Raw genomic sequence first — 20,809 nt, 5'->3', positions numbered from 1 at the left:
CCCCAAAAATAGAATGATTATGACGGTAAATTTTCAGTATGTAAACACAGATGTAAGTGAAACACTTTCGCAATTCACAAAAGAAAAATTGGAGAAATTAAATAATAAATTTGAGTTTTTAATATCGGCTCAAGTCTATTTTAAGCATGATGATAAGGATCACCAAGCCGGAAAAATTTGTAACATAGAATTGAGTTTACCAGGACCACGGATTTTTGCAAAGTCTAATGAAAGAGAATACGAGCTGGCAGTAAGTGCTACCATAAATGATTTAAGACGTCAGCTAGAAAAACGAAAAGAAATTTATAAAATATATTAATTCTCAAACTTAAATAATCTAAAGCCTGTAATTCTATTGCAGGCTTTTTGTTTTTAATATGGATTTTAAAATTCGCTCAATTAATACATATCTTTACTTCAAATAAAAATTAAAATTTCATGATACGTCGCTTATTTATTTTAAGTCTTTTAGTTGTTGGTTTCTCATCTTGTAAAAACGATAGCGCAACAACTTCAAATAAACCTGAAGAAAATATACCTAATACAGAATTCGCTGCTCTTTTAGAAGATTACAGTAAACAAGGTTATGCGCTAGACCCAATGGTAGCAACTAATGCTGGCGACATGAGTTACAATACCGAATTTCCTAATTTTTTATCTGCTGATTACAAAGCAAAAAAGAGAGCGTATTATGAGTCGTTTAAAAGTCAACTTTCAAAAATTGATATTTCTACTTTAAACGCAACTGAGAAGATGAGTCATAATGTGCTAAACTGGGATATAGATATTAATCTTGAGGCCATGCAGTTTAAAAAAGACCTCATGCCAGTGGATCAAATGTGGTCTAAAAATTTAGATTTCAACCAGTTAGCTTCGGCAAGTAATGCACAACCTTTTAAAACTGTTCAAGATTATAAAGATTGGACAACGCGTGTAGATAACTATTTGGTATGGTTAAATGCTACAATTGATAATATGAAAAAAGGAATGGCAGAAGATTATGTGTTACCACAGTCTTTGATTAAAAAAGTGATTCCACAGTTTGAAACTTTAGCAAAAGGAAATGTTGAAGACCATTTATATTATTCACCAATAAAGAATTTTCCTGAAGATTTTTCTGATGAAGACCGTAAGCAAATCACTGCAGATTATAAAGTGATGATTGCAGATAAAATTATGCCAGCACATCAAAAAATGGTCGATTTTTTAACTATTGATTATTTACCAAAAGGAAGAACTTCGAGTGGAATTAACGCTACGCCATTAGGAGACGATTATTACAATCACCAAATAAAGCTTTACACAACAACGACTATGACTGCAGACGAAATCCATAATCTTGGATTAAGAGAAGTGGCACGTATTCGTTCAGAAATGGAAGCTGTAAAAAAAGAAGTTGGTTTTGATGGTGATTTAAATGCTTTTTTTGAACATGTAAGAACTAAAAAAGAATTGATGCCATTTACAGAACGTTCTCAGGTCATTGCGTTTTATGATAGTATTCATAATGTTATGAAGCCTCAGATAAACAAATTATTTGGTAAACAACCAGTTACTGCTTTTGAGGTGAGACGTACAGAACCATTTAGAGAGAAATCAGCTGCTGCAAATTACAGCCCAGGATCTTTAGATGGAACTCGACCAGGGATTTTTTACACACCGATTCCTTATGTAGAAACGTACAATATTTTTGATAAAGAAGACTTGTTTTTGCACGAGGCTATACCAGGTCATCATTTTCAGATTGCCTTGCAGCAAGAAAATGCAGAGCTACCAACATTCAGAAAAACATTGTGGTATAGTGCTTATGGAGAAGGCTGGGCACTTTATACAGAATCTATGGGTAAAGAACTTGGGTTATACAAAGATCCATATCAGTATTTTGGCATGTTAAGTTCAGAAATACACCGTGCTATTAGACTTGTGGTGGATACAGGGCTACACGCTAAAGGTTGGTCAAGAGAAAAGGCCATACAATATTCTTTAGAAAATGAAGCCGAATCTGAGCGTGCTATTATTAGTGAAATTGAACGTTATATGGCCAATCCTGGACAAGCCTTATCATACAAAATTGGACAGTTGAAATTGATTGAATTGAGAGAACGCGCATCTAAAACTCTAGGTGATAAATTTGATATTAAAGAATATCACAATCAAGTGTTAGAAACGGGTTGTATTCCACTGCAATTATTAGAAGATAAGATTGATGCATGGATTGAAGCAAGCAAATAAGACATTAAGTCATACTACTTTTAGAATGAGTTTTATCTGTGATGATAAGGCTCATTTTTTAATATGGTAAAACCTCTGTACAATTGCTCAATAAAAAATAAGCGCACCATTTGGTGAGAGAATGTCATTTGTGAAAGTCCTAGTTTACCATTTGCTCGTTTGTAAATGGCATCAGAGAATCCATAAGGGCCGCCAATTACAAAAATGAGTTGCTTAATTCCAGAATTAAGATGTTTTTGTAAGTAGTTACTAAAGGCTATAGAATTCATTTGTTTGCCATTTTCATCTAATAGAATAAGAACATCAGATTTTAATGTTTTTGCTAAAATAAGCTCGCCTTCTTTTTCTTTTTGTTGCGTCTCAGATAAGTGTTTTACGTTTTTTATATCAGGAATAATTTCTAGATTAAATTTAATATAAAAACCCAAGCGTTTCTGGTAGTCTTCGATTAATGCTAAAAGCTGTTTATTATCTGTTTTGCCAATGGCGATAAGTTTTATTTGCATGCTCAAATTTACAATTTCATTTTTTCTCATTCAATTCGTAATTCTAAAATCGCATATGGTAAATGTATTTGCTATTTTTACGTTAAATAAGATGACTAATGATTTCAAAAGAACAATTCGATAAAGAAATAGAACTCATAATTGCAAATGCTATTCGAGAAGATGTCGGCGATGGTGACCACAGTTCTTTAGCTTGTATCCCAGATTCAGCAAAGGGAAAAGCGAAACTTTTGGTTAAAGATGAAGGCATTATTGCTGGCATAGAATTCGCTAAACAAGTATTTGCTTATGTTGATGAAAATATGAAAGTCGACACCCTAATTGAGGATGGTTCTAAGGTTAAATATGGCGATATCGCTTTTTATGTAGAAGGTGCTTCTCAATCTATTTTAAAGGCAGAGAGACTTGTGCTTAACGCTATGCAGCGTATGAGTGCGATTGCTACAAAGACCAAAGTATTTGTGGACTTATTAGAAGGTACAGATACTCAAATTTTAGATACACGGAAAACAACACCAGGTATTAGAGCGCTAGAGAAGTGGGCTGTGAAAATTGGTGGCGGTACTAATCATAGATTTGCATTGTATGATATGATTATGCTTAAGGATAATCATATCGATTTTTCTGGAGGTGTTGCAAAAGCGATAAATAAAACTAAGGCTTATTTAAAAGAGACCAATAGAGATTTAAAGATTATTGTTGAAGCCAGAAATCTTCAAGAAATACAAGAGATTTTAGACTGTGGCGGTGTTTATAGAATCCTCATAGATAATTTTAATTATGAAGATACTCGCAAAGCTGTTGCCTTAATAGGCGATAAATGTCTTACGGAATCTTCTGGAGGTATCAATGAGAAAACAGTTAGACATTATGCAGACTGTGGTGTCGATTATATTTCGTCTGGTGCCTTAACACATTCGGTTTACAATATGGACTTAAGTCTTAAGGCTGTTTAAAAAATCAATAACTATTTATGCCTAAATCAATAGAAGATAAACTTAAAAAAATCCCAGGAATTAATGTTTTGGTAGGTGTTTGCCTAAAGATTAAACTTCCTGGTTTTGAAGGTTTATCACTTTATGATTTATTGGAATTGTATGGTTTGGGAATTGTAAAAGGAACATTGACAACCCGGGCTAGTGCGATTGCGTTTAGCTTTTTTACAGCAATCTTTCCGTTTTTACTGTTTGTTATTATTTTGATACCTAATATTCCTATTGAAGGCTTTCAAACCGAATTTTTAGATTTTTTAGAGTCTTTTTTACCACCTCAAACTTCAGATTTTTTTGTGTCAAATATTTTTGAAAACCTAGAAGGTAATAAACAAGCTGGACTTCTATCTTCAGTGTTTTTATTGTCTATGTTTTTAATGGCTAATGGTGTAAATGCAGTGTTTTCGGGTTTTGAAAACTCGTATCATGAGCAATTAACACGTAACATATTTCAGCAGTATTTATATGCTTTAGGTATTGCATTGATATTAGCATTTTTAGTGTTATTTACAGTTGCTGTTTTTGGGTATTTTCAAATTTATGTACTAGGTCCTATTTATGAGAGCTTTAGTGGTGAAGCATTATCAAAAACTGGAGTTGCTTGGATACTATTTGCCAAGTATATGTTCTTTATTGTTATGGTATATATAGCCACGGCCACGTTATATTACTTTGGAACAAAAGAAGGCAGACAAACACGGTTTTTCTCTATTGGAGCCTTATTAACCACACTGCTTATTATTTTAACATCGTACTTATTTGGAATTTATATTGACAATTTCTCAAAATACAATGAACTTTATGGTTCTATAGGTGCATTATTAATCTTGTTGCTTTATTTGTGGTTAAATTCCAATATTTTATTGTTGGGATATGAGCTTAATGCTACATTAAGAGGACTTCATAAATTAAATAGTAAATGATGAAACATATTTTATGGCTTATATTATTTTGTTTTATATCAAACTTGCATTCGCAAAGTATTCTTGGTAAATGGAAAACTATTGATGACGAAACAGGAGAAGAAAAATCTATAGTCAATATTTATATGAAAGATGGGAAGTATTTTGGAGATATCGTTGAGTTAATCAATCCAAAACAGTCCAATCCTTTATGCGACGTTTGTAAGGGTGAAAATAAAGACAAGCCCGTTTTGGGTATGACCATCATTAAAGATATGGAATTGAGTGATGATGTCTATGAAAGTGGTACAATCCTTAACCCTTCTAATGGTAAAGTCTATAAATGCCAGCTCAAACTTGAAGAGAATAACAATCTATTACAGGTTAGAGGTTATGTCGCGTTTTTTTATAAAACACAATACTGGAAACGCGTTAACTAATGGCAAATTTTGTCGATGTTATATTGCCTATTCCTCTTCAAAAAGCGTTTACGTATCATATTACTGAGGCTGAAGCTGATTTTCTTAAACCTGGAATGCGCGTTGCTGTGCCTTTTGGGAAAAGTAAGATTTATACGGCATTGGTTTACAACATTCATAATAGCCCACCAACAGCTTACGATGCAAAAACCATTCATCAAATATTAGATGATAAACCATTAGTTACCCATACACAATTAGAACATTGGCAATGGATTTCTAGGTATTACATGTGTAGTTTGGGAGAGGTAATGCGAGCAGCAATGCCAAATGCTTTTATTCTTGAGAGTGAAACTATAATATCTAAGGTTGAAAATATTGAAGTCAAAGACTATGAATTAAAGGATGATGAGTTTTTAATCTATGAAGCATTATTGCATCAGTCATCATTGAAGATTCAGGATGTTGTTGCCATACTCGACAAAAAGAGAGTCTTACCTATAATTAACACGCTGGTTGAAAAAGGGGTGGTAGAGTTGCAAGAAGAGATTTATCAAAAGTACACGCCGAAATTAGTACGCTATGTAAGATTGCATCCAAATCATAAAACTGAAGAAAAGCTTCAAGACTTATTAGAATTGTTAAGTCGAGCAAAAAAACAACGAGAAGTTGTTTTAAGCTTGTTTCAAATGGAAGCGATTTCTAATCAACCTATAAAAGTTTCTGAGCTAGCAGCACAAAGTGGCGCAACTTCGGGAATTATTAAAGCTTTAATTGATAAAAATATACTTGAAGAGTACCATATCCAAACAGATAGAGTAACTTTTGATGGCGAAGCTGAAGCTCATGAAAAATCACTCAATGTGCATCAACAAAACGCCTTAGATGCCATTAATTCATCTTTTGAAAAAAAATCGGTTGTGCTATTGCATGGTGTGACATCTTCTGGTAAAACGGAGATTTATATAAAACTCATTGAAGCGCAATTAAAACAGCAAAAACAAATATTATATCTATTACCAGAAATAGCACTAACGACACAATTAGTATCTCGATTACAAGATTATTTTGGTGAAAAGGTAACCGTATTTCACTCACGCTATTCAGGTAATGAGCGTGTTGAAGCTTGGAACAATATTCTTAATGATTCTGAAAAAGCACAAATTATAATAGGAGCGAGGTCAGCATTGTTATTACCATTTAAAGACTTGGGATTAATCATTGTGGACGAAGAACACGAACAATCTTACAAGCAATTTGATCCAGCGCCAAGATATCATGCTAGAGACGCTGCCATAGTTTTAGCAAATTTATTTCATGCTAAAACCTTATTGGGTACTGCTACGCCAAGCATAGAGAGCTATTATAATGCTTCTGATGGTAAATACGGTTTAGTAGAGCTTACAAAACGTTACAATAATGTTTTAATGCCAGATATAGAATTGGTCGATTTGGCCGATAAGTATAAACGTAAGCGTATGAAAGGTCATTTTAGTGACCGGTTAATTGAAGAAATGACTGAAGCTTTAGATGGAGGCTTTCAGATCATATTATTTCAAAATAGGAGAGGTTTTTCGCCAATAGTAGAGTGTACAACTTGTGGACATTCACCTCAATGTCCTAATTGCGATGTGAGTTTAACCTATCATCAATATAGAGACCAATTGCGATGTCACTATTGTGGCTACAACTCTGCAATGCTTAAGAATTGTCAAGCGTGTGGAAATATTACGCTAGACACAAAAGGTTTTGGGACAGAACAGATAGAAGAAGAAGTAAAGGTCTTATTTCCGGATAAACGTGTTGCCCGAATGGATTTGGACACTACCCGAGGTAAATATGGTTTTGAACGTCTCATTACTAGATTTGAGCAACGTGAAATAGATATTTTGGTTGGCACTCAGATGTTAACCAAAGGTTTAGACTTTAGATATGTAAAATTGGTAGGTATACTTAATGCAGATAATTTACTCAACTTTCCAGATTTTAGAGCTCATGAACGCAGTTATCAACTGATGGTACAAGTTTCTGGAAGATCAGGAAGAACAGATTTGAGAGGCAAAGTTTTAATCCAAACGTATAATCCACATCATAATATTTTACAGCAAGTCTCTACTAATTCTTATACTGAGATGTATAAAGAGCAATTGGATGATAGGCATAATTATAAATATCCGCCGATTTATAGATTAATAAAAATTACATTAAAACACAAGGACTATAACCGTGTAAACTTAGCAGCTGATTGGTATGCAAAATCCTTAAACCAACTATTTAAGACTAATGTTTTAGGACCAGAGTTTCCACCGGTATCAAGGATTAGAAACCAATACCTTAAAAATATTCTGATAAAAATTCCTCAAAAGCAATCTTTATCAAAAACAAAAGAAGCTATCAGTAAAATACATAATAGCTTCTTGAGTATAAAAGACTTTAGGTCTGTGAGAGTAGTCATTAATGTAGATAACTACTAAATAGTATTTACATGTTATTTAACGCATCAACAAGTTGCGTCTTTTTATTTCTACTCAGGGGAATTTCGTAAGCACCAACTTCAACATTTTTACTATTAAAGCGGTCTATCTTATCAAGATTTACGATATAAGATTTATGGATTCTTAAGAATTTACCTTCTGGTAATTCTTTTTCAAAAGCTTTCATAGTTGATAACACGACTAAGCTATTTTCTTCAGTAACTACCTTTACGTAATCACCAAGTGCTTCAATCCACTTAATATCTCTGATATAAACTTTACGTTTTTTAAGATTACTCTTAACAAAGATGTGTTCACCTTCAGTCTCGTTAAAGTCTAATTTTAGTTTATGTTGCTCTATTGCTTTTTCAACAGCTGTATTGAAACGTTCTTTAGTAATAGGCTTCTGTAAGTAATCCGTAGCGTCATAGTTAAACGCTTTAAAGGCATACTCCGTCTTACCAGTAACAAAAATAATTTGGGGCTTATTATTAAGTACGTCTAGTAATTCAAAACCATTAAGAACAGGCATTTCAATATCTAGGAAGATTAAATCTACTTTTTTAGTGTTTAATCCATTTTTAGTTTCTAATGCACTGCTATATTCAGCAACGAGATTAAGGGACTCGTGATTTTCTATAAGTTTTACGATAGATAATCGCTGAATTGCAGAGTCATCAACAACCACACAGTTTAAAGTCATAACATTCTTCATTTTTAGGTTAAGCTTCGACAATAGTACAAAAAATTCGGACAAATACCAAAAAACATCGACAAAGTGTAAAATTTAGTCAAATTGTTCGATAAAATGCACACTTAAAAATTAGCTATAAATAATTGGTACACTTTTAAATAATGTGTATTTTTGCACCCGTTTTAACAATAAACAAAACAATTTAATTATGAATCATTATGAAACTGTTTTCATCTTAAATCCCGTTTTATCTGATGACCAGATAAAGGAAACAGTAAAGAAATACGAAGATTTTCTTGTTTCTAAAGGAGCTAAGATGATAGCCAAAGAAGATTGGGGCTTAAAAAAGTTGGCCTACCCAATCCAAAACAAAAAGAGTGGTTTTTATCACTTATTTGAGTACACTGTAGCTGGTGAAGCTATTGAGCCTTTAGAGTTAGAGTTTAGACGTGATGAGCGTTTTATGCGTTACTTAACTGTAAAATTAGACAAGCACGCTGTGGCTTGGGCTGAGAGAAGAAGAGAAAGAAACAAACAAAAAGCGTAATTATGGCATCTATAGATCAACAAGCAAAAGGAAAAAAGGATGGTGAGATTAGATATCTTACGCCATTAAATATAGAGACTTCTAAAACTAAGAAGTATTGTCGTTTCAAAAAATCTGGTATTAAGTATGTAGATTACAAAGATCCAGATTTCTTATTAAAGTTTGTAAACGAGCAAGGAAAATTATTACCAAGACGTTTAACAGGAACATCTTTAAAGTACCAAAGAAAAGTTTCTGTAGCGGTAAAAAGAGCAAGACACTTGGCATTAATGCCATATGTAGCTGATTTATTAAAATAAATTTATCATAACAATGGAACTTATATTAAAACAAGACGTTGAGAATTTAGGATTTAAAGACGATATTGTAACAGTTAAGAACGGTTATGGTAGAAACTTTTTAATTCCTCAAGGACAAGCAATTTTAGCTACAGTATCTGCAAAGAAAGTTTTAGCAGAGAACTTAAAGCAACGTGCTTATAAAGAGCAAAAATTAATTGATGATGCTAAGGCAATTTCTGACGCATTAAGCAATTTGGAAATTAAAATTACATCTAAAGTTGGAGCTGGAGACAAATTATTTGGCTCAGTAAACAATATTGATGTAGCAGACGCTTTACAAAAACAAGGTCATGACATTGAAAAGAAATATATCAATGTTATTGGAGGTAACGTTAAGCGTATAGGAAAATATAATGCAGTGATAAGATTGCATAGAGAAGTGATTGTTGACTTACCTTTTGAGGTAGTTGCAGAAGCATAATCTCTTTTTTTAAAATTTTAAAACCGTTTAGTTAATCCTAAGCGGTTTTTTTATTCACACAAAATAAAACGTCTATGAGGTATATATACACTTTAGTGTTCTTGGTTCTATTATTGGGTTGTAAGACTGAAAATAAAAGCGTCGCATCAACAGATTCGGTATTGTTAGAAACATTCCGTTACACTAACAATAAAGCGCCAAAAATTAGTGTGCATCGTGGTGGGAAATCCATAAAGAATTATCCAGAAAATTGTTTAGAAACAATTCAGTATGTAAATGCTAATATGGATGCCATTTATGAGATTGATGTCGCTAAAACTAAAGATGGAAAATTGGTCTTAATGCATGACAATTCTATTGATAGAACTACTAATGGAACAGGTTTGGTTATGAACCAAACATATAGTCAGCTCAAGGAATACAATCTCGTTGATGATTTTGGAAATGTCACAAAATTCAGAATACCATTATTTGAAGATGTTTTAGAATGGAGCAAGCAAAACAATGTAGTACTTAGTGTAGATATAAAAAGAAGTGTACCTCAAAGTGAAGTCATTAAAGCCATAAAAGATGCTAAAGCAGAAGATGTTTGTATTATTATAACCTATGACTTAAAACAAGCCAAAAGTGCTTTTGCGCTTGCACCAGATATGATGTTATCAGTTTCTGGAAGAAATGATAGAGAGGTTGAGGCTCTTTTAACTTCTGGTATACCTACAAAAAATATGATTGCTTTTACAGGTACGCGGTTATCTGATAAATCATTGTTCGAAAAATTGCATGATAATGATATTCTATGCATGTTGGGAACACTTGGTAACTTAGATAAAAGGGCAGAAGCTAGAGGCGATAAATTATACAGCGATTGGTTAAATCTTGGTATAGATATGTTAGCTACCGACAGACCTTTTGCAGTTGCCAAAGAACTAAAGAAATAAGATTATTACAATGAAATATTCTAGGCTTACAAAAGAACAGTTTGAAGAACTCCACCAAGAGTTTATTAACTTTTTAGCAACACAGTCTATTACTGCAGATGAGTGGAAAGACATAAAAGAAAACAAGCCTGAAGCAGCTGAGCAGGAATTAGATGTATTTAGTGACTTGGTTTGGTTTGGTGTATTAAGTAAGGTTGAATATCTAGAACACATTTCACCACAGCAAATACACCTGTTTAAATGTCGAGAAAAGGATATGCATCTTATTGCGCTTAAGATTAAAAATCCAGCCATAGACTTTACAACAAAAGAAGGGTTTCAATGGTTAAGAGACAATCTATTATCAGATAGTATTGAGTTTTTTAATGCTAAAAAGGACTATTCTGATGATAAATATATGGATATCTTTAAAATCATTCAGCAAGGTGCTAACATTACTAAAGGCGAATTGTTTCAGTATTTTGAAAAGCTAATAGGACAAAAGTCTTAGTTTAGACATTAGACATTAGACATTAGACATTAGACATTAGTCATTTTTATTACTCGTATCTCAACGACTCTATAGGGTCTAGTTTAGCAGCTTTTGTTGCAGGATATACACCAGAGACAACTGCTACAATAAAGGCAATGGTGACACCCCAAAACATGGCAAACCATGGTGTGGAGAATTTAAGGTCAAATACCGATGCAAGAAGCCATCCTATAAAGATACCAAGTATAATTCCCAATAGCGCACCTAATTGCCCAATAACAACAGTCTCAATAAAAAATTGGGTGGCAATAGTTTTACGTTTAGCACCTAATGCTTTTCTTACGCCAATCTCACGAGTACGTTCGCTAACAGATACCAACATAATGTTCATTAAGGCAATAGTAGAGCCAAAGATGGTTACTATGCTAATAATCCAAGCGGCCCAATACAGGTAACTAGAAATATTACTAATTCTGTTTATTAAATCTTCGCTGCGCTCTAAACCAAAATCGTTTTTTTCAACAGGGTTTAATCCTCTAACATTTCTAAACGTAAGTATGGCATCATCTTGGGCACCTTCTAACATGTCTTTTTTATCGACTTTTACACTAAGGCTATAATTAATAAAAGGATTGGTAAAAATAGAACGGGCTTTTTGTATCGGAAGAATAACCCTTAAATCTTGATTATTACCAAATGTGGCGCCTTTCTCTTTTAAATGCCCAATAACTTTAAATTTCGAACCTCTAACGCTAATTGTTTGCCCAACAGGATTCACGTCTTTAAATAAGGCTTTTACCAAATCACTACCAATAACGCATACCGCATTGTTGTTTGTAATATCAAAAACATTAAAACCACGACCATCCTCAATCTCTAAACCAGAGTTTTCTAAAAAGTGTTCATTTGCCCCGAGAACTCTAACTTCTGGGTCCGTTTTTTTAACCTCGGTTTTTATTTCGGCAGCTCTAGTACCTATGAACGATACTGATGTTTTTGTAAACGGAAAATCATAACTATCCTGAAAGTCTTTTACATTTCTATAAGTAATTACTGGATTTATTTTCTGGCGTTCACGACTACTTTGACGTTGCGTGTTAAACTCGTAGCGTTGAATATTAAACGTGTTTGCACCCATAGAGGAGAAGTCACTAGAAATGGTATTTTCTAAAGCAGAAACACCACTCAGAATACCTACAAGTGCCATAATACCTATTCCAATAATTACAACTGTGAGTATAGTTCTTAGTAATTGCCCTTTGATAGAACCAAGTGCAATTTTTATATTTTCTTTAAAAAGAGAAACTTTCATTTTTAAGCCTAAAGTTAGAGTCGGTTTGCTATAAGACTACTTAATGCCAATAAAGTTACTACAAATTTAAAATTACTTGGGTTTGCCTCTAAAATTTATAATATTTTTGTGACAAATTGAGACTAACAAAAAGAATTTCCACCTTCGTGGGAAATTACTATGGCACAAAAACCAAGCATACCAAAAGGCACTAGAGATTTTAATTCTGAAACTGTTGCAAAACGTAGTTATATTACTGAAACTATAAAGCAGCAATTTAAGGTATATGGCTTTCAGCCAATAGAAACTCCGAGTTTCGAAAACTCTGATACCTTAATAGGTAAATATGGAGAGGAAGGTGATCGCTTGATTTTTAAGATTTTGAATTCTGGGGAATATCTCAAAAAAATCTCTGATGCTGATTATCAAGAGCGTTTAGAATCAAAACTTACGCCAAAAATCTCTGAAAAAGCGTTGCGCTATGACCTAACCGTACCTTTTGCACGTTATGTTGTACAACACCAAAATGAGATAGAGTTCCCGTTTAAACGTTACCAGGTACAGCCTGTATGGCGTGCAGACCGTCCACAGAAAGGCCGTTTTAGAGAGTTTTATCAATGCGATGCCGATGTTGTAGGAAGTCGGTCTTTATTTCAGGAAGTAGAATTTATTCAACTTTACGATGCTGTATTTACAGCACTTAATCTCAAAGGCGTCACTATAAAAATTAATAATCGTAAAATTTTATCTGGTATTGCTGAGGTTATTGGTGCACAAGACAAATTGATTGATTTTACTGTTGCATTAGATAAGCTAGACAAAATAGGTGAGGAGAAGGTAAAAGAAGAAATGCTGGCTAAAGGTATTTCTCAAGCCGGCATAGATAAACTACAGCCTTTGTTTGGTCTTTCTGGCAATTTTGGCTCACAGATTGAAAGTCTAAAATCTATTCTTGAGTCTTCAGAAATTGGATTAAAAGGCATAGAAGAGTTAGAGTTTATTAATACCGCAATTGCTACACTGCAACTAAAAACGGCAGGGCTTCAACTCGATGTCACCTTAGCTCGTGGGCTAAACTATTATACAGGTGCAATTTTCGAAGTTTCTGCACCAGAAGGTGTAAATATGGGTTCGATTGGTGGTGGTGGCCGTTATGATGATTTAACAGGTATATTTGGACTTAAAGATATTAGTGGTGTTGGCATTAGTTTTGGTTTGGACCGTATTTATTTAGTTCTTGAGGAATTGAGTTTATTTCCAGATTCAGTAAAAGAGAATACAAAAGTTTTATTTATCAATTTTGGAGAGGCAGAAGCTATGGAATCGCTAAAAGCGGTTTCTACTTTGAGAAGTAAAGGTATCAATGCTGAGTTATATCCAGATTGGGTTACATCTGGTAAACAAATGAAGAAGCAAATGAATTATGCTAATAAGCGTGATATCCCTTTTGTTGTTTTAGTTGGCGAAGAGGAGTTGAAATCTAATCGTTTTGCTCTAAAGAATATGACTTCAGGAGAGCAAGAAACGATTAATCTTGACGATTTAATCTCTAAATTAAAATAAAAAACGCCTCCATTATGGAGACGTTTTTAGTTGAGTTTAAGTTTTTTTATGGATTAATCTACCAATACTTTTTTAGATACCGAACCGCTTACAGTATTTAATTTAATGATATAAGCTCCAGAACTTAAGTTCCCAACATTGTATTCTGTCATGTTTCCAGTTTTAATGTCTTCTATCGCAACAACATGTTGTCCTAAAAGATTAAATATCTGAATGTCTTTTACGTCTAACGCATGAGGATTAATGAGTATGACTTTGTCTATTGAGTTTGCATAACGTACATCTAATTTTTCATTATTTAAGATGTCATCATCTGTACCTAAACTTTGGTTCATGTTCCTCTCGCTAAATACAATTTCAAAACGAGTGTCATAGTAACCTGCACTCAAGAAAATTTCGTAATCACCTTGTCTTAGGTCGTGATAAAAGCTCAATTCTTTATCATGAACATAAATGTATTGTTCTTCTTCAAAATTGATTAACTCATCAATTTTAATAGTGTTATTACCATCTTCAGAAGTGTAAACTATAAGTGGAAAACTATTATTTTCACTTGTTAAATCTGAGGATTGTATTACGTAAAAGTCATTCTCGATAGCCCAGAACATATCATCATTTTTAAATTCATATGTTTTGGCATCATATCCCCAATCGACACCAGGTGTTGTGTTTTCATCAATAGTTAATAATAACTGTCTGTGTTGTCCACTAACAGAATCAAAACCAAGCTTAACCTTATGTCTTGTATCAATTTCATCGGTAATTTCATTTGAAGAAGTTTCAGCTTCTTGGTTATTAGACCTAAAAGTCACTCCATTTGCTATAGATTCTTTTTTAAATATACGTTGTCCGTTATTGAAATTTATGTTTCCACCATTAGCGGCTACTACGAAGAAACCTTGTCCAACAGGGATGTATCTACCAGGAGCTTTAGTGCCAGAGCCTGTGGATGATACGTCAGGGTCTGAAGTTCCAGTTAAGCTAAATGGCGCAGCTAAGCTACCTGCTAAATTATATGTAGCATAACCACCTTGATAATTAGCTAATATATGGTCAGAACCACCCCAATGTTCCCAGAAATATAGCGTACCACTAGTTGTAGCATCTGCTTCTGGAGTAACGCCATCTTCATAATATAGGGTAGGGCCGTTGTCAATAATAAATTGTCTAGCATCAATAGCTGAGGCATACGGGTTACCTACTAAATAATCATTGTACTGATTAATTGTAAGATTAATATCTGCATTATTAGGTTTTCCTAAGAATGTATAATTCTGTTCAGTTCCAGTAGTTCCTGGGCCTTTCATAGTAAACCCTTCACCAGGCTCTATTGCTCCAGTACGTCTTACATGTTCCCATTGTGAGTAATCACCATCTGTATTATTGGCAAACTTCCAAATCCAATAATCAGCAATAGTAACAGGCGAACCAGGTGCGCCATTATAACCTGCATTAGAGAAATTAACAGCAGTGCCATTATCTAGCATGATATCTGTTACTGAGTAAGAATATCTATGCTCATTTACAGTATTAGTAGGGTCTATACTAGTTTCTCCTACAGGAGCAGACCAATAGTTGTAATGATAAGTATTTGTTACACCTTGCTGATCTTTTTCAAGTTCACCAGAAGGACCTAAAATTAAATCACTATCTGTGGTTTGTATTAATTGCGACTCACCTTCGAGATCTAATTTGCCATTCATTTCTAGATAATGTGTTACAGTGTAACCAAAACCTGTTTTTGCTACGTTATCACCATCAACAGTAACAGTTCCACTACTTAAAACATGTGCAAGTACTGTTCTATTACCTTCATTATCATTTCCATCTGGGTCAGGTGCATTTACTACAGTGTCATCTACTAAAGATGTATTATCTATAGTTATGTTATGATTTGTCTCTACAATATTCCAGTCTACATACATTTCATTATCTGCTAATGCACGTGCACCTGGAATGGTTTGCATAGAGCCATTTGTCCAAGTTGTAGCATCTGTCCAATTTCCATTTTGAGTTGAAATATACGGAAGTGGTGCAGTTTGAAAATCTACTGTTCTTAACTGTCTTAAGTAACCTATTAAGTCATTTCCTGAATCATCATTAGTGTTGGTATATGTATACCTAGACATTGGGAAATAAGCTCTAAGGTTTGTAAAATCTAAACCAGAAGCATCATTCTTTGATGGTAATATACTATTGTCATCAAAGTATTTACCAATTGTACCTGCATTGTCTTCCAATTCTTGATTCATTAAAAATCTTAATTGGCTTTCAGTTAGAGCGGCATTCCAAACTCTAACTTCGTCAATATTACCATCAAAATATGCTGTTGCACTACCATCTCTACCAGCAGCACCTATTAAGAATGATCTGTTTGTATCTAAAGGAAGAGGTAAAGTCTCAGTAGTTTCTAAAACACCATCTATATATAATCTTGCAGTTGTACCATCATGGGTCACAGCAATATGATGCCATTCATTCTCAGGAATTGCTACACTAGACTGTATCGTTCTTGTAGAACCATTAATCCAGTTCATTTCTACTCTATTTAAAGAGTTGATTTTTAAATCATAACCTTCAGTATAGGCAACATCTCTTTTTGAGACAATAGACGTATTAGTTGAACCAGATTCTCTTTTAATCCATGTAGATATGGTGAATACACTTGCGCCTGGTGCAACTGTATCATCAGAATCTTCATCTAAGTCTAAATTATCTTCAACATCTATATAGTTTTGAGCACTAGCATCAAAATTAATTGATCTTTCTACTATGATTTCTGGAGCATATCCAAACGTTATAAATCTTTCAGAGTTTGCTGGAAAATCGTATTCAGCTAATAAATTACCACTACCATCTGAAGACATTACTCTATATTGAGCTGTAGGTGTAAATACTCCTGTTTCTGAAATAAACATTAAGTAATTTCCTGGAGGTGTAATATTTCTTACAGCATTTTCAGGAATTGATATTTGAACTCTTGATACATCACCAGTTTCCACAACTTTCCATATACGTTGCATACCAATGAATTGAACATTGGTATTCAAGCCAGTTATATTATCACTCATATCAACAGCAACAGTAGATGGGGCAGCATCTAGGCTAGCATTATTATTTCCCCATACTATGAAGTTCTTATCTGTAAATGATGATGTTGAGTTTACTGTTTTATTTCCCGAATTAGTGGTTTCAATACTTGTTAATCCCATGGTTACGATACCTCTAGTTTCACCAGTACCATCAACAATGGAGTTAACACTACTAGATTGTCTCTGGTCTAATACTGATACATCATCTCTACCAATACCAGCGATATCAAAGTTATATCCAGAATTTGCTGATACATCCCATATGACTGAACCATCACTATCTACATAATCCAAGTTACCTTCTTCGATAACACCAGCTGTAATAGTTGGTTGTAAAGTAATACCATACTTTATAGCTAAATAGGATTGGATTCTATTACGTTCTTGCGTAGCATTTGCATCATTTTTTCTGGCATTATAAGTTATAACTTCAGCTATACGACCATCAAAACTTCCTTGAAAATATTGACTTCTACCTAACCAATAACGTGTGTTATTTACAGGTGCAAAATCACTTATATCTGATGTAACATCACCAACTTGATTGGCATTCATATATACTTCTATATCAGTATCAGTTGCATTATGTCGAGTATTAATTATATGAACTTGATTAAAGTTTATATCAGCATTTGTTGTGCCTCTACCATATCCATTACCTGCTGAGTTACTTGTACCAATAGCATATCCAAACTGTTCTCCTGTAAACCTTTGAGAATAATTACCATAACCAAATCCTGTAACGTCCTCTGAAAAAGTGTCTCCAGTAGGATCTGTAGATGTAAAAGTATCTAATGGTAGTATTGCAGATGATACAGCTGGGTCAGGTATTGCCACTATAAATATATCATTACTGTTGAAGCCAGATGTACTATGTAATACTTTATCTCTTGTATCAATATAAGTCATATCTGAACCAGCTGTAGTATGATCGTTTTCAAAATCTATTACTGGATTAAAATTTATATTTCTTGCAGCACTGTTTCTGTAAATTGGTTCTAATCCTGGCCCTTCAGTTTTGGCGTCATGACCTCTACCATTATCTATCCAACTACTTACTAAGCTTCCATCTGTTCCAACATTAGAACCGTCTAATTGATCAGCTTTTAACCATAACTCCAGATTACCAGTAATTCCTCCTGGTCCTAAAGTTGGTGTTGAATAGTTCATTCCAGTAATATTGACATCATCGATGTAAACTAAATCAGTAGTATCTGATGCTTCTGACCTAATTCTAAATCTTGAATTTGTACCCATAGTATAATCTGTAGCCAATATTGTTACTGTTTTGCTATAAAAAATAACAGTATCGTTGATGTCGAAGTCGCCTCTTACAGGTGAAGCTCCTTCCACATCTCCAGCTTCGAATGTTCTAACAGTAGTCCATGATGCACCATCGTCAGAGCTATAGTCTACATGAAATAATTCATCTTGTTCAAAATTGATTGCTGTAAAGAAAAACTCAAAATCAACTTTATCATAACTACTTAAATTCATTATTGGTGAACAAAATGAAGATCCATTTCCAGAGTTTGAGCGTATGTTTAAACTATAATCGTTATCATAAGATCTAGCAGCGTTATTCGCTAAAAGGGCATCAGAACCTCCAGAAGACCAACCATTTAATCCAGTTTCAAAACTTTCAGAATACGGTAAGGTCACAGTAGTTGAACTACAGAATGGTGTTACACCAAAACCTTGAGTATTAAAATCATATATATTTCCTGGAGCATTACTATTGCTGTTAATTGTAATTACAGCAGAAGAAGCTCCAGCATTATTTGCCGTGTAAGTAACAGTAAATGTAGTGCTAGAGCCAGCAGTTATTGTGGCTGGAAGCGTAATTCCAGAAACAGCAAAATCAGTGGCATTATCACTTACAATAGATGTAATATTAAGATTTGATGTACCTGTATTTTGTAAAGTATACGTTTCAGCTGAAGAGTTTGTAATAAGTATATTACCAAAGTCAGTACTATTTGTTAAAGAGGGACTATTACCTCCGCCGTCACTTATAATATTACTACCACTATCTACAACAGATAGATTTGGTCCAGAGCTTACTGTTGTTATGGATATGTCATCAATGGCCATGTCACTGGTAAAATCTCCACCGGTAACACCATTAAATCTAATCCTTATTGTTTGTCCAATATATGGGGTTAAGCTTGCTGTACCTTGACGCCATGCTTCTCCATTACTAGTTTGTTGTTCCCCTGATAGTGTTAATATAGGGGAAGACCAAGTTGTACCTCCATTAGTACTTACTTCTACATCTAACGTCCCCATATTTGTACCATACATATGATAGTAAAAAGAAAATGTTGCAGATGTATGACTTCCGGTTAAGTCAATACAGTTACTTATTAAATTAAATTCGGAATTAAAATTTGGAGAACTACCTTCAGTAAACATATACCATGAACCTTCGCTAGCGGCACTTGGTCCAGTACCACCAGATGTCGTGCCTCCAGTATTCCTTAACCAATCTTTATTATCACCTGTATCTTGAGTCCAAGCACCTAATCCAGATTCAAAACCTTCTGAGTATGGAAATGTATTTATTGGAGCGCAAGTACCAGAAGTTTTTATACTTATATCATCGTAGACATTCCATTCATTAGTACTATTGTTTTGTCCTATAAATCTAAATGCTGAGTTTGATGCGAAAGTATAACTACCAGAATTTATTGTTGCTGATAATTGGGTCTGGACGCCACCTCCAAAGAAATCTGTACCTCTTCTGAAGGTTGCAATTGTAGACCAAGACGAACCATCATAATACTGTATATCAAATCCGTCACCATCTTCTTGATTAGTACTATTAACATGACAGAATGAAATCTCAACATCTGTATAAGATGTTAAGTTGTAGTCTGGTGAAGTAACAGAAGCTCTTGTGTCCAAGTCATAATCATAGTAGGTATATAATGCACCAAAGGCTGTACAGCTATTGGCATTAAAATTTCTACCTGAGTAAGTTCCAGGAAAAGTCCAACCTTCTTGATCGATACCAAACTCATGGTAAGCAATAGTTACTTGACTAAAAGAGCTTTCAGCCAAAAAAGTGAATAGTAAAAAAAAGACAAACGTCTTTACTGAGTAAGCGTAATAAGTTTTCATAAAGCGGTTAAATTTTATAGTTTGGGACTATATTACGGTACAAACATACCGACAAACTCTATGAAATGCAAATAAATTCGATGAAATGCAATTATTTATTGTAAGTATTTGATTATCAGTGATATATTTTTAATAAAAAAGCGACAAAACTTTAAGTTTTACCGCTTTTTTTATAATTTTTAGATTAGTATTTGATTAATCTTGAGCTAAATACACTATTTGAAGATGTGTTAGTAATTCTAATTATGTAAGGCGCAATTTCCAATCGGCTGAGACCATTAAGATTAATCTCATTATTATTTACACCTTTTACTTCATTAAATACTCTTCGTCCATTTAAGTCGTAGATTACAATATCAAAAGTATCACCAGATAATTTTGTAGGAACCTTAATAACGATATTATCTCTAAATGGATTTGGCGAAATACTAAAGACTTCAAGTTTATCATCATCAATATCTAGTGTCGTATCTTCTACAGTTATAGTAGCATTACACATTGAAGAATTGCCATTAACATCCGTAACTGTTAATGTAATTACATTATCTCCAATATCTGATGATGTAAATGCAGTTTGAGATACTGATATAGAAGCTACTCCACAATTATCATTTGATCCATTATCAATATCGTTAGCAGTAATAGTAGCATTACCTGTACCATCTAGTTGAATTGTTATGTCTTGAGTAATACAAACAGGATTTGTATTATCTTCCACGGTTACAGTTTGTGTATCTGTAGCGGTATTACCAGCGGCATCAGTTACGGTCCATGTTACGGTAGTATCTCCTAATGGGAATGT

17 protein-coding genes are annotated in these 20,809 nt (G+C 33.7%); 12 read left to right on the top strand and 5 right to left on the bottom strand.

Features of this window, described 5'->3' with window-relative positions; genetic code table 11:
- Nucleotides 1-19 precede the first annotated feature (19 nt).
- Nucleotides 20-319 carry an HPF/RaiA family ribosome-associated protein gene (locus IEV10_RS13580; RefSeq protein WP_188375281.1) on the top strand — a complete coding sequence of 100 codons (300 nt, stop codon included), beginning with the start codon at nt 20-22 and terminating at the stop codon, nt 317-319.
- A gap of 119 nt (nt 320-438) precedes the next feature.
- Nucleotides 439-2,232, top strand: a complete 1,794-nt coding sequence (locus IEV10_RS13575; RefSeq protein ID WP_188375280.1) for a DUF885 domain-containing protein — start codon at nt 439-441, stop codon at nt 2,230-2,232.
- Between the two features lie 32 nt (nt 2,233-2,264).
- Here IEV10_RS13575 and rlmH read toward each other — a convergent pair whose 3' ends face one another.
- The gene (gene rlmH / locus IEV10_RS13570) at nt 2,265-2,738 is read right to left on the bottom strand and encodes a 23S rRNA (pseudouridine(1915)-N(3))-methyltransferase RlmH (RefSeq protein ID WP_188375279.1); all 474 of its coding nucleotides are present in this window, start codon (nt 2,736-2,738) and stop codon (nt 2,265-2,267) included.
- Nucleotides 2,739-2,836: 98 nt separating this feature from the next.
- Between rlmH and nadC the strand changes: the two genes are divergently transcribed.
- Genes nadC through priA form a run of 4 tightly spaced genes read left to right on the top strand, consistent with a single transcriptional unit; the run spans nt 2,837 to nt 7,525 of the window.
- Nucleotides 2,837-3,694 (top strand): carboxylating nicotinate-nucleotide diphosphorylase, encoded by an 858-nt coding sequence (nadC, locus tag IEV10_RS13565; RefSeq protein WP_188375278.1) that lies wholly within the window; start codon nt 2,837-2,839, stop codon nt 3,692-3,694.
- A 17-nt stretch (nt 3,695-3,711) separates the two neighbouring features.
- Nucleotides 3,712-4,653: a YihY/virulence factor BrkB family protein gene (locus tag IEV10_RS13560; RefSeq protein WP_188375277.1), complete on the top strand. Its 942-nt coding sequence runs from the start codon at nt 3,712-3,714 to the stop codon at nt 4,651-4,653.
- Complete coding sequence (locus tag IEV10_RS13555) at nt 4,653-5,072, top strand: DUF2147 domain-containing protein (RefSeq protein ID WP_188375276.1); 420 nt, start codon at nt 4,653-4,655, stop codon at nt 5,070-5,072. The genes IEV10_RS13560 and IEV10_RS13555 overlap by 1 nt, the downstream gene beginning before the upstream one ends.
- A complete protein-coding gene (gene priA / locus IEV10_RS13550; protein ID WP_188375275.1) occupies nt 5,072-7,525 on the top strand; it encodes a replication restart helicase PriA in 2,454 nt (817 codons plus the stop codon). Before IEV10_RS13555 ends, priA begins: the two co-directional genes overlap by 1 nt.
- Before the next feature lie 7 nt (nt 7,526-7,532).
- Here priA and IEV10_RS13545 read toward each other — a convergent pair whose 3' ends face one another.
- Entirely contained in the window at nt 7,533-8,228 is a 696-nt protein-coding gene (locus IEV10_RS13545) for a LytR/AlgR family response regulator transcription factor (protein ID WP_188375274.1), read from the bottom strand.
- A gap of 199 nt (nt 8,229-8,427) precedes the next feature.
- On the opposite strand from IEV10_RS13545, the gene rpsF reads away from it, so the two are divergent.
- From rpsF to IEV10_RS13520, 5 genes are all read left to right on the top strand, one after another.
- The gene (gene rpsF, locus IEV10_RS13540; protein ID WP_073087486.1) at nt 8,428-8,766 is read left to right on the top strand and encodes a 30S ribosomal protein S6; all 339 of its coding nucleotides are present in this window, start codon (nt 8,428-8,430) and stop codon (nt 8,764-8,766) included.
- The gene (gene rpsR, locus IEV10_RS13535; protein WP_188375349.1) at nt 8,766-9,065 is read left to right on the top strand and encodes a 30S ribosomal protein S18; all 300 of its coding nucleotides are present in this window, start codon (nt 8,766-8,768) and stop codon (nt 9,063-9,065) included. Before rpsF ends, rpsR begins: the two co-directional genes overlap by 1 nt.
- 13 nt (nt 9,066-9,078) lie before the next feature.
- Nucleotides 9,079-9,528, top strand: a complete 450-nt coding sequence (rplI, locus tag IEV10_RS13530; protein ID WP_188375273.1) for a 50S ribosomal protein L9 — start codon at nt 9,079-9,081, stop codon at nt 9,526-9,528.
- Nucleotides 9,529-9,602: 74 nt separating this feature from the next.
- Nucleotides 9,603-10,466, top strand: coding sequence for a glycerophosphodiester phosphodiesterase family protein (locus IEV10_RS13525; protein WP_188375272.1), 864 nt, complete (start codon nt 9,603-9,605; stop codon nt 10,464-10,466).
- A gap of 10 nt (nt 10,467-10,476) precedes the next feature.
- The gene (locus tag IEV10_RS13520; protein ID WP_188375271.1) at nt 10,477-10,956 is read left to right on the top strand and encodes a DUF6495 family protein; all 480 of its coding nucleotides are present in this window, start codon (nt 10,477-10,479) and stop codon (nt 10,954-10,956) included.
- Nucleotides 10,957-11,005: 49 nt separating this feature from the next.
- Here the strand turns inward: IEV10_RS13520 and IEV10_RS13515 are convergent, their stop codons facing one another.
- On the bottom strand, nt 11,006-12,250 hold the full coding sequence (locus tag IEV10_RS13515) for an ABC transporter permease (RefSeq protein WP_188375270.1): 1,245 nt from the start codon (nt 12,248-12,250) through the stop codon (nt 11,006-11,008).
- Between the two features lie 159 nt (nt 12,251-12,409).
- On the opposite strand from IEV10_RS13515, the gene hisS reads away from it, so the two are divergent.
- Entirely contained in the window at nt 12,410-13,792 is a 1,383-nt protein-coding gene (gene hisS / locus IEV10_RS13510) for a histidine--tRNA ligase (RefSeq protein WP_188375269.1), read from the top strand.
- A 53-nt stretch (nt 13,793-13,845) separates the two neighbouring features.
- On the opposite strand, the gene IEV10_RS13505 is transcribed toward hisS, so the two are convergent.
- Together IEV10_RS13505 and IEV10_RS13500 are read right to left on the bottom strand one after the other, a co-directional pair.
- Entirely contained in the window at nt 13,846-20,007 is a 6,162-nt protein-coding gene (locus IEV10_RS13505; RefSeq protein WP_188375268.1) for a DUF8202 domain-containing protein, read from the bottom strand.
- 184 nt (nt 20,008-20,191) lie between these two features.
- Nucleotides 20,192-20,809, bottom strand: a 618-nt coding sequence (locus IEV10_RS13500) for a T9SS type A sorting domain-containing protein (RefSeq protein WP_188375267.1), incomplete at its 5' end; no start/stop codon positions are given.

It is taken from the genome of Winogradskyella haliclonae (assembly GCF_014635865.1).
Lineage (GTDB): Bacteria > Bacteroidota > Bacteroidia > Flavobacteriales > Flavobacteriaceae > Winogradskyella > Winogradskyella haliclonae.
Note: the sequence above shows the minus strand (reverse complement) of the source record. Positions and strands in the feature narration are given on the sequence as shown.